The organism is Streptomyces sp. NPDC020490 (assembly GCF_044335305.1).
GTDB lineage: Bacteria > Actinomycetota > Actinomycetes > Streptomycetales > Streptomycetaceae > Streptomyces.
In genome coordinates, this window is record NZ_JBIRUY010000001.1 from 544,388 (window position 1) to 556,900 (window position 12,513).

Here is a 12,513-nt window from a genome sequence, read left to right on the forward strand (position 1 = left end):
CCCGGGAGACCCGTTGACCGTCACCTACCGCCAGCCCGGCGTCGTCCTGACCGACCGCCGCTTCACCGTGCCCCTCGACCACGACGACCCGGCGGGAGAGACGATCGAGCTCTACGCCCGCGAGGTCGTCGCGAGCGACCAGGCGCACCGGGAACTGCCCTGGCTGGTCTACCTGCAAGGCGGTCCGGGCTTCGGGGCGAATCGTTTCGTCGGGAAGCAGGCCTGGCTCGGGCGCGCGCTGAAGGAGTACCGGGTGCTGCTGCTCGACCAGCGCGGCACCGGCCACTCCACGCCCGCCAACCGCCAGACGCTCCCGCTGCGCGGCGGGCCCGCCGCGCAGGCCGACTACCTCGCCCGCTTCCGCGCCGACGCGATCGTCCGCGACTGCGAGGCGATCCGCGCCGAGGTCACCGGCGGGGCCCCCTGGACCGTCCTCGGCCAGAGCTTCGGCGGATTCTGCACGGTCAGCTACCTCTCCCACGCGCCCGAGGGCCTGACCGCCGCCCTGATCACGGGCGGCCTGCCGTCCCTCGACGCGCACGCCGACGACGTCTACCGCGCCGCCTACCCCCGCATCGAACGCAAGGTCACCGCCCACTACGCCCGCTATCCGCAGGACGTCGAACGCGCCCGCCGCATCGCCGACCACCTCCTCACCCACGAGGTGACCCTGCCGAACGGCTACCGGCTCACCGTCGAGGCGTTCCAGTCCCTCGGCATCCTTCTCGGCGGCGGCGAGGGCAGCCACCGCCTGCACTACCTCCTGGAGGACGCCTTCGTCCGCACCCCGAGCGGCACCGCGCTGTCCGACGCCTTCCAGGAAGAGGCCCAGGGCCTGCTGTCGTACGCGGGCCACCCGCTGTACGCCCTCGTCCACGAGGCGATCTACGGCCAGGACGACCGCCCCACCGCCTGGTCCGCCGAGCGGGTGCGGGCGGAGTTCCCGCAGTTCGACGCGGCCAAGGCCCTCTCCGGCGACGATCCGCTGCTGTTCACCGGTGAGTCGGTCCACCCCTGGACGTTCGACTGCGACCCGGCGCTGCGCCCGCTGCGCGAGACCGCCGACCTCCTCGCCGCCCGCACCGACTGGCGCCCCCTGTACGACCCCGCCCGCCTCGCCGTCAACGACGTCCCGGTCGCGGCGGCCGTCTACCACGACGACATGTACGTCGACACGGCCCACTCGCTGCGCACCGCCCGTGCCGTCCGGGGCCTGCGCACCTGGGTGACGGACGAGTTCGAGCACGACGGCGTGCGGGCCGGGGGCCCGCGGGTGCTGGACCGCCTGCTCGCGCTCGCCCGTGACGAGGTGTGAGCCGACCGGCGCCGAGGACTACTCTGCGGGCATGACGGAGCCGGAGAACACGCCTCTGCAGCCCATGCCGACCGACTGGCGGCGCGCGCTCGCCGTGGTGGCCCACCCCGACGACCTCGAGTACGGGTGTGCCGCCGCGATCGCCGCCTGGACCGACGAGGGCCGCGAGGTCGCCTACGTGCTGGCGACCCGCGGCGAGGCAGGCATCGACTCGCTGGACCCGGAGACGTGCGGCCCGCTGCGCGAGCGGGAACAGCGCGCGAGCGCCGCGGTGGTCGGCGCGTCGTCGGTGGAGTTCCTCGGCCACCGGGACGGTGTGATCGAGTACGGGCTCGCGCTGCGCCGCGACATCGCCGCCGCGATCCGCCGGCACCGGCCCGAGCTGGTGATCACGCTCAACCACCGCGACACCTGGGGAGGCGTCGCCTGGAACACCCCGGACCACGTCGCCGTCGGACGCGCCACCCTGGACGCGGCCGCGGACGCCGGCAACCGGTGGATCTTCCCCGAGCTCACCCGGCAGGGCCTGCGGCCGTGGAACGGCGTCCGCTGGGTCGCCGTCGCCGCTTCCACCTCGCCCACGCACGCCGTGGAGGCGTCGCCCGGCCTGGAGCGGGCGGTGGCGTCGCTGCTCGAACACCGCACCTACATCGAGGCGCTGACCGACGAGGACCCGGAGACGTACGCCCGCGACTTCCTGACCGGGCACGCCGCGGCGGCGGGGGAGAGGTTCGGCGGCAGGCCGGCCGTGGCGTTCGAACTGTTCGCGCGCTAGCGGCCGCGGCGCCCGCAGGGCAGGACCGGCCCGTCGTCGGCAGGCCGGCCCGGGTCAGGCGGCCACGGCGGCCGGCGGCCGGTGCGGCCCGCCCGGCCGGTGTGGCTGCACCACCCGTCCGTCCGGGAGGAGCTCCCCGGTGTCGTCGAAGACCACGGTGCCGTCGCACAGCAGGCTCCAGCCCTGTTCGGGGTGGGCGGAGACGACCGCGGCGGTGTGGCGGCCGGGACTGTCCGCGGTCGGGCACGTCGGCAGGTGGCTGCACATGCTCTGTCTCCTCGATGCGTCGGGCTCCCGCCGGAAGGGGGCTCGTACCTGTGATACCCAAGCTTGTTTTCCGCCGTATGAGGAGGCCCTCCGAACGGCGCGGATCCGTCGGTGAGGTCGCTGTTCCCCGTGGCCGGAGGCGGGCGCGCCGCTGGATAGGGTGGGCGGCATGCGAGATCGAACACCGGAACCGTCCGGCCTGCGCGGTGACTGCGGGCGCTGTTTCGGGTTGTGCTGCGTCGCCCTGCCGTTCGCCGCCTCCGCGGACTTCGCGGTCGACAAGGAGGCCGGGCGCCCCTGTTCGCACCTGCGCGAGGACCACCGCTGCGGCATCCACGTCCGGCTGCGGCAGGAGGGCTTCACCGGCTGCACGGTCTACGACTGCTTCGGCGCCGGGCAGAAGGTCTCGCAGGTCACCTTCGCCGGGCAGGACTGGCGCACGGGGCCGCGCGAGCACGCCCGGCGCATGTTCGAGGTCTTCCCGGTCGTCCGGCAGCTGCACGAACTGCTGTGGTACCTCACCGAGGCGCTCACCCTGCCCGCCGCCCGCCCGGTCCACGACGAGCTGCGCCGGATGCTCGACGGCACCGAGCGGCTCACTCGCCGCGGTCCGGAGGAGCTGGCGGAGCTGGACGTCGCCGCGCACCGGCGGGAGGTCGACGTGCTGCTGCTCAGGACCAGCGAACTGGTGCGGGCCGGCACCCGCGGCCGTCGCAAGGACCGCCGCGGCGCGGACCTCATCGGCGCCCGCCTCAAGGGCGCCGACCTGCGTGGGGCGAACCTGCGCGGCGCCTACCTGATAGCCGCCGACCTGACCGGAGCCGACCTGCGCGGCGCGGACCTGATCGGCGCCGACCTGCGCGACACCGACCTCACGGACGCCGACCTGACCGGCGCCTTCTTCCTCACCCAGCCGCAGCTCGACGCGGCCCGCGGCGGCGCCGGCACCCGGCTGCCGGAGTCAGTCGCCCGCCCCGCGCACTGGACAGCGCGGCGCTGACGGCAGGTCCTGCGCGTCCGGCTCCTGCGGCTCCTGCGGCTGCTCCTGCGGCACCTGCGGCTGCTCCTGCGGGACCGGGGCGCCTGCCGCGCGCCGCTCCAGGTGCAGCCGCAGCCCGTCCGGCATCAGCGTGAGCCGCTCGGTCACCCGCAGCCGGTAGGCCGGGTCGGGGACGAGCAGGTAGCGCCGCAGCAGCAGACCAAGCACCAGCGTGGCCTCGTGCAGCGCGAACTGCCGGCCGATGCACGCCCGCGCGCCCGTGCCGAACGGCTTGAAGACATGTGGGGGCCGGGACCGTACGGCCTTCGGGTCGAAGCGGTCCGGGTCGAACCGTTCGGCGTCCGGGCCCCAGGCCGCCGGGTCCCGGTGCAGCATCGGCGTGAGGATCAGCGCCCACGCTCCACGGCGCATCGGATGGACGCCGTCCAGCACCGTGTCGCACCGCGCCTCCCGGGCGAACGCCGGCGCCGTCGGCCACAGCCGCAGCGTCTCGTCGAGCACCCGGCGCACGTACCGCAGCTTGGCCACCTGCTCGTAGCCGGGCACCGCCGTGTCACCCCAGACGGCGTCCACCTCGGCGCGGGCGCGGGCCGCGACCTCGGGATGGCGGGAGAGGTAGTGCAGGGCGAAGGACAGCGCGCCCGACGTCGTCTCGTGGCCGGCCACCAGGAACGTGATGACCTGGCGGCGCACGTTCCGGTCCGACAGCCGCTCCCCGGTCTCGGGATGGGCCGTCTCCAGCATCCGGTCCAGCAGGTCCCCGTCCCCGCTCGACGCGCGGCGGGCCCGGACGAGTTCGTCGACGGTGTCGTTGAGGAGGGCGATGTCGGCCTCGTTGCGCCGGGCCGCGCGCCGCAGCAGGCGCGGGGAGGGCACGGTGTTCAGGCGCTGGGCGTAGCTGAGCGTGCCCACCATCGCGGTCACGAAGGGATGCGGCCGGGAGCGCTCGAAGGAGCCGAAGTCGTGCCCGAAGCCGGTGCGCGCGATGGTCTCCAGCGTCAGCTTGGTCATGTCGCCGGGCACGTCCACCGCCCGGCCCGCCGCCAGTTCGCGGTCCCAGTGGTCGGTGAGCCGGCCGGCCACGTCCAGCATCATCGGGTGGTAGGCCGCCATGGCCTCCCGGCTGAAGCCCGGCGCGAGGACGTCGTGGGCCAGCTGCCAGTTCGGCTCGTGGTTGTACGCCGTGAACAGCCCGTCCCCGGCGACCGGCCGCAGATTGGCGACGCCCAGGCCGACGTGCTTGGCGAACCGCGACTCGTCCGCCATGTCGGCCACGGGACCGGCACCCCACACGAACACGAACTCCCGGCCGAAGGCCGCCAGCCGGAAGACCGGCCCCAGCTGCCGACCGCGCCGCACGGCGTTCTGCAGGGGCGTGCTCTTGCTGGCGCCGAGCACGTCGCCCAGCAGCGGCAGCCGGTACGGCGGACGCGGGATCCGGTGCAGCTCGGGCCAGCCCTGCTCCGCGCTGCGAAAGCCCCGGGGGAGGTCGGCCCCGGTCCCTGTCGCGGCCCCGGCCGTCGTCTCCGCCATGACGCGATCTCCCTTGCTGCAGCGGCATGCCGAGCGTGTTGTACGTGGGTTCAATAGCGTGTCCCAGTCTGGTCCGGCTGTTGAACCGGCGTCAAGTAAGGTGCGGACATGGCCGCGAACCAGGGCGAGCGCGCGCGTCGCCGGCTCACCACCGAGGAACGCCGGGAACAGCTGCTGGCGGTGGGGGCGCGGCTGTTCTCGGAGAGCCCGTACGACGACGTGTGGATCGAGCAGGTCGCCGAGATCGCCGGCGTCTCGCGGGGGCTGCTCTACCACTACTTCCCAACCAAACGGGACTTCTTCGCGGCGGTCGTGGAGCGGGAGAGCGAGCGGATGCTGCGCATGACCGCGGCCGTCCCCGGGGTTCCGGCACGTGACCAGCTCGCGGCGGGCCTGGACACCTTCCTCGAGTACGTCGAGGCGCACGCCCACGGGTTCCGCGCCTTCCACCGCGCGGACGCGGCCGGGGACCAGGCCGTGCGCAGGGTCTACCAGCGGTCACTGGCCGCGCAGGAACGGCAGATCCTCGCCGCGCTGGCGGAGGACCCCGAGCTGGGGCCCATCGCGCAGGCCCGCCCCGACCTGCCGCTCGCCGTCCGGGGCTGGCTGGCGTTCACCACGGCCGTCTGCCTGGAGTGGCTGCGCGGCTCGGACCTGACCCGGCAACAGGTCCGCGACCTGTGCGCGCGGGCGCTGCTGGGCGTCATCGCGCCCTGAACGGAGAGCGCCTACAGGGGCAGTGCGCAGACGGCGACGGGTGACGCGAACGGCCGCCCGGCCAGGCGCAGTTCGCCGGTGCCGGCGTCCATGTGGAAGACGCTGACCGTGCCGGACCGCTGGTTCGCCGCGAACAGCAGCGTCCCGTCCGGCGAGAAGGCGATCTGCCGGGGGAACTCGCCGGCCACCGGCACCGTGCCCAGCAGGCGCAGCCGCGCGCCGTCGGCCTCCACCGCGTAGCGCGCGATGCTGTCGTGTCCGCGGTTGGCGAGGTAGGCGTACGCGCCGTCGGACGTCACCAGGATCTGCGCCGGGTAGTTGGTGCCCGCGCCCGACCCCGTGGACTGCGGCTCGCCGATCGTCAGCCGGCCGCCTGCCCGGTCGTAGGCGCAGACCGTGACCGTGTCGTCGACCTCGTTGGCCAGGTAGGCGTACCGGCCGCCGGGGTGGAAGGTCAGATGGCGCGGCCCGGCGCCGGGCCGGGTCCGCGCCCGCGCGGCCTCCGTGAGCCGGCCGGTGCGCGGGTCCAGACGGTAGCTGTAGACGGTGTCGGTGCCCAGGTCGACGGCGAGCACATGGCCGCCGTCCGGGCTCGTGACCACCTGGTGGGCGTGCGGCCCCCGCTGACCGGGGCCGGGCGCCGGGCTGGAGTGCGTCACCAGGTCGGTGCGCTCGCCGAGCGCGCCGGAGGCGCCGACCGGATGCACGGCGACGCTGCCGGAGGCGTAGTTCGCGCTCAGCAGCCAGCGGCCGCTCGGATGCACGCAGAGGTGGCAGGGCCCGGCCCCGCCGGTGCTCCGGCTGCCCAGGATCCTGCGGTCGGCGAGGCGTACGGCGGTCACCGCGCCGTCCGCACGCTCGTCGACCGCGTACAGCGTCCGGCCGTCCGGGTGCACGGCGAGGTACGACGGGTCCGGGACGCCGGTGAGGGTCCCGGTACCGGTGATCGCGCCGGTCGCGGGATCGTAGACCGCCAGGCCGACGCCCTTGCCGCCGCCGTCGACGGAGGTGTAGGTGCCGAGGTAGAGCGGGCGGGGGCCGGAGGGCTCGCGCGACGGCCGCCGCGCGGAGGGCCGCTCGGCGGGCCGGTCGGCGGGCGGCGGCCCGGCCGCGCCCGAAGCGGACGGGGTGGTCCCGGCGGGTGCGGGTGCGGGTGCGGGCAGTGCCGTCGCCGCGGCCGCTCCGGCGAGAACGCCGACGAGACGGCGCCTGCTCCAGCCGCCGCCCGCCGCTCGTGTCCCACTGCCCATCGTGCACCTCAGGTGATCGGTCGCCCCGGTCGTGACAGCCACCTTCGCCCGAACCACCCGGCCCACGCAAACAACACCCCTCCGCACGCCGCCACGGTCACGCGGCGTCGCCTCCGCGGGCGCCGTGCCCGGGCTTGCTTGCGGCGGTTGGCTCGGGCGGCCTGTCGCGGGGCCGGTTCGTGGGCTCCGGCGTGAGGTGTCGGCGGGCAGGCAACGGTCCTCTGCGTGCCGCTGCGAGCTCGCCGTTTCGCGGCTGCGGGCGCCGTGCGCGGGCTTGCTTGCGGCGGTTGGCTCGGGCGGCCTGTCGCGGGGCCGGTTCGTGGGCTCCGGCGTGAGGTGTCGGCGGGCAGGCAACGGTCCTCTGCGTGCCGCTGCGAGCTCGCCGTTTCGCGGCTGCGGGCGCCGTGCGCGGGGCTGTTCGCGGCCGTCGGCGCGGGCGGCCGACCGGCGACGCCGGGCCGTGGGCTTCGCTGCGAGGTGGGGGCGTGTGGCCGCTCGGCGTGGCTCGGCCCGAGGTCCGTCAGGGGGTTACCAGTTGCCATCCTGTACCGGCTTGCCCGGCGCGTCGCCGAGGGGCTGCACCTGGTGCGGGGAGGGGGCCTGCCAGGGCTCGTGGTCGTCCCCGATCCAGTCGCCCACCGGCTTGACCGCCTGCAGCGTGTCCGTCGGGGCGAGGTCCGCCGCGTCCTGGTCGTAGTAGTCGAACCAGGGCAGGCCCGCCCGGGTGTACGCCGCGCGGTCCACCGGCGACGGCGGCGGGGCCTCTCCGGTGATGCGGCGCCACTCCGGCGGCGTGACCAGATGCACGAACACCCGCCCGGCGGGCTCCTCGGCCCAGTCCCGCAGCGGCCGGTCGTCCCGGTAGACCTCCTGGCGCATCGAACCGCCGACGCCCAGCCCCATCGCCGCCGCGGCGCGCGGGGCACCCGCCATCGCGGGCGCCGGTATCGCGCCCGGGGCGGGCGGGGCGGCCATCGGCATCGCCGCGCCGAAGCCGCCCGACGCCGACGGCGGCATCATGGCCCGCGCCTGCTCGGCCCGCCGCCGCTGCTCCGCCCGCCACTCGGCCAGCTTCCCCTCCTTCAGCGGGAAGGACTGCAGTTGCACGCCGCCCCACACCTCCTCGCCGGTCACCTGGCCCTCGACGGTCGCGCCCATGCCCAGCGGCACCGCCACGAACTGGCGGACCGTCCCCTTGCCGGAGTTGATGCCGTCCAGCCACGGTTGGCGGGGCAGCACCAGATAGTTCTGCGGCTCCCGCACCAGCCGGTCGCTCCAGGGCCTGCCCGACACCGCGCACACCTTGCCCACGCCGACCTGCAGCGCGGCCGGCTCCGTCGTGCCCGAGAAGCTCAGCCACATCGCCTCGCGCAGATACACCGGGAGCATCACACCGCCCCGAGCACGCCACTGCTCGGGCACCGTGTCCGCGTAGTCCGCCACCCGCCGGACCGGGAACTCGCCCAGCCCGGGCGGCAGCGGATGGGTGCCCGTCTCCGGCAGGCGCAGCGTGCGCACGAAGCGCACCGCCACACCGCCCGGCAGCCGCAGGGTGTTCCCGTCGATCCGCACCGCGCTGTCCGTCATGCGCCGCCCCTCGTCTCCGATGACCTCGTCACCTGGGACGGCGCGCGGCGGCAGAGCGGTTCCTGCGCAGCCGCTCCCTGAACCGCAGCCGTTCCCCGATCCGTAGCCGCTTCCCGAACCGTAGCCGCTCCTCGATCCGCAGGCTTTCCCGCACCCGGGTGAGCCGCGGCAGGCGCGCGCGCTGCTCGCGGGCCGCACGGTCCAGCTCCTCCAGCAGCCTGCGCGAACGGTGCTCGGTGTCCATCTCGTCCAGGATGCGGTTGACCTCGGTCAGCACGGCACCGTGCAGTTGCCACTGGCTTGCGTCCCGCTGGACCTCCTCCAGCAGCAGCTGGGCCAGTTTGTCGCGGGTGGCCGCCGCTTGGCGCAGCTCGGCGGTGAGCCGTTCCTCCGCGGACTCGGCGCTCGCGCTGACGTGGGTGGTGACGAGCACCGCGAAGCTGACCACCGCGTCGGCGATCTCCGACAGCAGTTCCTGCACCGCGGCTCCCGTGCGGGGTGAGAACAGCGGATCGGGATCGCGCTCCTTGGCGAGGTCGGTGAAGGTGCGCGCCAGCACCCGCAGCACCACCGTGCAGATCTCCAGCGTGTCCAGACCGGTCCGCAGCACCACCCGGTGCAGCACGCCCTCGCGCACCCGCGGATTGAGCCGCAGACTGTCCTCGGCCTGCCGCAGGGCGGCGTCCACGTCGGCGATGTCGTGGTCCAGCCGGCGTGCCTCGTACAGCCGCTCGGTCGCCCGTTCGACGGGTGTGCGGCCCGCGGCCTCCTCGCCCATCCGGAGCATCAGCCGCCGCACCCGCCGGGCCAGGCCCTCGATCGACTCACCCGCCTCGTCCACCCACACCGGCGGTGCGAGCAGCAGATTGCAGCCGAGCCCGACGACCGCGCCGATCAGGGTCTCCACCACCCTGGCCCAGGCCGTGTCACCGACGGTCGTCACCCCGAGCACCAGCATCGCGCTGATCGCCACCTCGGGTACGTACTCGTCGACCCGCACCAGGTGCCCCACGGCCAGCGAGGCCACGATCAGCAGGGCGAGGCTCCACCAGGTCAGGCCCACCAGCAGGCTGAAGGCGATGGCGACGAGCACCCCGGCGACCACCGCGTTGACCCGGCGGATGCCGTTGGTGAGCGTGGCGTACAGCGTGACCTGGACGACCAGCAGCGCGGTCAGCGGCGCGGTCAGCGGGGCTGACTCGGGGCTCAGACGGAGCGCGACGACGTATGCGATCGACGCCGCGGCCGCCGACCGCAGCGCCTGGACGACGGCGGGGTCCCGGCGCCGCTTCGCGAAGCGCACCAGGGCCGCCGTCAGCTCACGTACCTCACCCATCCTTGGCCTCTTCCCCGTCCACGGATGGCTTGAATCAGTCCTCCACGCGCCTCGTCACGCGCACCTGCCGCAGCGGCCCGGCTGCGGGACCGGTGGCGGGCGGCCCGCCCCGCACGGCCGTCAGGCGTAGAGCTTGTCGAGGAAGGCGGACAGGTTGTCCCGGGTGCGGGCGATCTGCTCCTCCAGGGTGAGGCTCTCCTCGAAGCGGGCGCCGCTGTCCGGGACCTTCTTGCCCCGCACGTAGAGGGAGCAGGCGAGGTCCGTACACATGTACACGCCGACGGAGTTGCCCTCGCGCCCCGCCGCGCCCGTCTTCCGGGCCGTCATCAGCGAGACGCCGCCGCCCGGGTGGGTGGTCAGGCACAGCGAACACATGCTGCGGTGCAGAAAACCCCGCTGCGAGGGCGGGTAACGCAGTGTGAGGCCGACGAGCCGGCCCTCGCGCTCGGTGACCAGACAACTGCGATCGGGTGCGCCCGGATCCCGCCAGCCCAGGAAGTCCAGGTCGTCCCAGGGGCGTCGGTCCAGGTCGCGGGGGACCGCCACGCGCTTGGCCTCGCCCTTGGAGCAGTTGACGAACGAGGTGCGGATCTCCTGCTCGGTGAGTGATCGCACGGGGAAGCCTCCTGGTCTCGATGCGCCTCGACGCAAACCTAGGGGTCCTAGGTTCCCGCCAAGGGTAGGCAGGCTGAGGAGGCGGAGGCCACCGGATTTCCGGGGTGCCGCACGCCTCTTCATTCACAGCGTGAACTAAGGGGTGGACGAAAATCGCGCCAGGCTCGGGCCAAGGGTATGTTGCGGTTCGGGCAAGGTTCGAAAGGAGCCACATGGCGGGGCGGAACGGGCGCACGGTGCGCGATCTCAGGCGGGCCAACCGGACAGCCGTGCTGCAACGGCTCTACTTCGACGGCCCCCTCAGCCGCTTCGAGCTGGGCCCGGCCACCGGCCTCAGCTCCGGCTCGGTCAGCAACGTGGTCGCGGACCTCGTCGCCGACGGCCTGGTCGAGGAGGCCGGCAGCGTCGACTCCGACGGCGGCCGCCCGCGCACCCTGCTGCGCGTCGCGCCGGGCAGCGGCCACATGATCGGCGTCGACGTCGGCGAGACACGCGTGCGCATCGAGCTGTTCGACCTCACCCTCACCGAGCTCGCCCGGGCCGAGCGCCCCCTCACCCAGCGGCGCTACGAGGTCGATGTCATCGTCGGCCACATCCGCGACGGCATCGCCGAGGTGCTCGGCGCCGCCGGCATCGCCCCGGAGCGGCTCCTCGGCGTCGGCATCGGCGTCCCCGGCATCGTCGAGCACACCGCCGACCGCGGCGCCGTCGTGCACGGGCAGACCATCGGCTGGGACGCCGTCCCGCTGGAGAGCCTGCTGCGCGCCGGCTCCCCGCTCCCGGACAGCGTGCGGTACTTCATCGACAACGGCGCCCAGACGCTCGGCCAGGCCGAGATGTGGTTCGGCGGCGGACGTGGCGCGCGCAACGCCGTCGTCGTGCTGTTCGGCTCCGGCGTCGGCGCCTGCCTGGTCACGCCCGAGGTGGAACAGGGCCGCGCGGTGGAGTGGGGGCATCTGACCGTACGGGTCAGGGGGCGCCGCTGCCGCTGCGGCGCGCTCGGCTGCCTGGAGGCCTACGCGGGCGCCGAGTCGCTGCTGGACCGGTGGCGCGAGGAGGGCGGACGTCCGCCGCGGGACGCCGACGAGGAGACCGCGCTGACCGCGATGCTGACGGCCGCCTATCCGTCCGAGGGCACCGAGGCCGACCCGGTCGCCCTCGCGGTCCTGGAGGAGACCGCCGAGTACCTGGGAGCAGGCCTGTCCGACCTGATCAACCTCTTCCAGCCCGAGCGCATCCTCATCGGCGGCTGGGCCGGCCTCCAGCTCGGCTCCCGTTTCCTGCCCGCCGTGCGCCGGTACGCGGCCTCCTACGCGCTGCGCCACCCGGCCGAGAAGGTCACCATCGACCTCGGCCGGCTCGGGCCGGACGCGGTGACCGTGGGCGCCGCGATCCTGCCCCTCGCGGACTTCTTCGCGCGCGGCGGCCGCCGCCCCGAGCCCGCCCCCGAGGGCCCGGCCCCCGCCTGGCACACGGCACTGCGGGAGCGCGCGCCGCAGTGAGCTGTGTGCACCGTGAACAGCAAGGCGCTGGCCGAGCAACCGCGGGAGGTCCCGACGAGGGCGCCCCCGCCGCCGGCCCACACCGGTGGCTGGTCGCCCGCACCCGGGGTGGGCAAGGGGATCGCCTACGCGGTGTCGGCCGGCAGCACGGCGGACGGCGGTGGCGGCGACGAGGCCACCTGCTGGCAGTGAGCCTCCGGTCGTGCAACGGGTGGGCCGGTCACGGTGCCGGCCCACCCCTGGCCAGCCCGAGCACCCCGGACCGCGCGCACACCAGCCCGCCCGACCTGCGCATTTCACGAGGCACACGACTCGGAGATGTTTCACCGGTCACCGGCGGAGGTACTCGCCGGGCGCCCGACGACACGAAAGGGGTATGCCGTGGCCGACCGGCGAAGCACAGGGCAGGACGGCGGACCCGTTCCGCGGGACATGCCGGACCAACTGGCACGGGAGGGCGAGGACCCGTGGGAGGTGGCACCCGGCGCCTCCGACGAGGAGAAGTCCACCGCCGACCTCCCGGACACCGACGAGGCGGGCACGGGCCGCCAGGACGGCCCGCGCTCGGCGACCGTCCACGAGGAGCACCCCACTCCGGACGAGCCCACCGCCTGAC

Annotated in this window: 13 protein-coding genes; 7 read left to right on the forward strand and 6 right to left on the reverse strand. The window is 74.5% G+C overall.

Annotation, left to right across the window (positions count from 1 at the left end; genetic code table 11):
• Positions 1-13 precede the first annotated feature (13 nt).
• Together ACH4ZX_RS02440 and ACH4ZX_RS02445 are read left to right on the forward strand one after the other, a co-directional pair.
• Entirely contained in the window at positions 14-1,315 is a 1,302-nt protein-coding gene (locus tag ACH4ZX_RS02440) for an alpha/beta fold hydrolase (protein ID WP_398266191.1), read from the forward strand.
• Positions 1,316-1,346: 31 nt separating this feature from the next.
• Complete coding sequence (locus ACH4ZX_RS02445) at positions 1,347-2,090, forward strand: PIG-L deacetylase family protein (protein ID WP_398266194.1); 744 nt, start codon at positions 1,347-1,349, stop codon at positions 2,088-2,090.
• 54 nt (positions 2,091-2,144) lie between these two features.
• Here the strand turns inward: ACH4ZX_RS02445 and ACH4ZX_RS02450 are convergent, their stop codons facing one another.
• Entirely contained in the window at positions 2,145-2,357 is a 213-nt protein-coding gene (locus ACH4ZX_RS02450) for a DUF5999 family protein (protein WP_398266197.1), read from the reverse strand.
• Positions 2,358-2,526: 169 nt separating this feature from the next.
• On the opposite strand from ACH4ZX_RS02450, the gene ACH4ZX_RS02455 reads away from it, so the two are divergent.
• On the forward strand, positions 2,527-3,357 hold the full coding sequence (locus ACH4ZX_RS02455; RefSeq protein ID WP_398266200.1) for a pentapeptide repeat-containing protein: 831 nt from the start codon (positions 2,527-2,529) through the stop codon (positions 3,355-3,357).
• Here the strand turns inward: ACH4ZX_RS02455 and ACH4ZX_RS02460 are convergent.
• Positions 3,319-4,890 carry a cytochrome P450 gene (locus ACH4ZX_RS02460; protein WP_398266203.1) on the reverse strand — a complete coding sequence of 524 codons (1,572 nt, stop codon included), beginning with the start codon at positions 4,888-4,890 and terminating at the stop codon, positions 3,319-3,321. The two genes, ACH4ZX_RS02455 and ACH4ZX_RS02460, sit on opposite strands and share 39 nt — an antisense overlap.
• A gap of 108 nt (positions 4,891-4,998) precedes the next feature.
• Between ACH4ZX_RS02460 and ACH4ZX_RS02465 the strand changes: the two genes are divergently transcribed.
• Positions 4,999-5,607, forward strand: a complete 609-nt coding sequence (locus tag ACH4ZX_RS02465; RefSeq protein WP_398266206.1) for a TetR/AcrR family transcriptional regulator — start codon at positions 4,999-5,001, stop codon at positions 5,605-5,607.
• A gap of 11 nt (positions 5,608-5,618) precedes the next feature.
• On the opposite strand, the gene ACH4ZX_RS02470 is transcribed toward ACH4ZX_RS02465, so the two are convergent.
• The 4 genes from ACH4ZX_RS02470 to ACH4ZX_RS02485 form a co-directional block, all read right to left on the reverse strand.
• Positions 5,619-6,857 carry a lactonase family protein gene (locus tag ACH4ZX_RS02470; RefSeq protein WP_398266209.1) on the reverse strand — a complete coding sequence of 413 codons (1,239 nt, stop codon included), beginning with the start codon at positions 6,855-6,857 and terminating at the stop codon, positions 5,619-5,621.
• Between the two features lie 528 nt (positions 6,858-7,385).
• Positions 7,386-8,444: a hypothetical protein gene (locus ACH4ZX_RS02475; RefSeq protein WP_398266212.1), complete on the reverse strand. Its 1,059-nt coding sequence runs from the start codon at positions 8,442-8,444 to the stop codon at positions 7,386-7,388.
• A gap of 28 nt (positions 8,445-8,472) precedes the next feature.
• Positions 8,473-9,780: an aromatic acid exporter family protein gene (locus tag ACH4ZX_RS02480; protein WP_398266215.1), complete on the reverse strand. Its 1,308-nt coding sequence runs from the start codon at positions 9,778-9,780 to the stop codon at positions 8,473-8,475.
• A 120-nt stretch (positions 9,781-9,900) separates the two neighbouring features.
• On the reverse strand, positions 9,901-10,395 hold the full coding sequence (locus ACH4ZX_RS02485) for an FBP domain-containing protein (RefSeq protein WP_398266218.1): 495 nt from the start codon (positions 10,393-10,395) through the stop codon (positions 9,901-9,903).
• A 212-nt stretch (positions 10,396-10,607) separates the two neighbouring features.
• Here ACH4ZX_RS02485 and ACH4ZX_RS02490 point away from each other — a divergent pair, with 212 nt between their 5' ends.
• The 3 genes from ACH4ZX_RS02490 (at position 10,608) to ACH4ZX_RS02500 (ending at position 12,512) form a co-directional block, all read left to right on the forward strand.
• Positions 10,608-11,897, forward strand: a complete 1,290-nt coding sequence (locus ACH4ZX_RS02490) for an ROK family protein (RefSeq protein ID WP_398266221.1) — start codon at positions 10,608-10,610, stop codon at positions 11,895-11,897.
• A gap of 12 nt (positions 11,898-11,909) precedes the next feature.
• The gene (locus ACH4ZX_RS02495) at positions 11,910-12,089 is read left to right on the forward strand and encodes a hypothetical protein (RefSeq protein WP_398266224.1); all 180 of its coding nucleotides are present in this window, start codon (positions 11,910-11,912) and stop codon (positions 12,087-12,089) included.
• A gap of 189 nt (positions 12,090-12,278) precedes the next feature.
• Positions 12,279-12,512, forward strand: coding sequence for a hypothetical protein (locus ACH4ZX_RS02500; protein WP_398266226.1), 234 nt, complete (start codon positions 12,279-12,281; stop codon positions 12,510-12,512).
• Position 12,513: the final 1 nt, after the last annotated feature.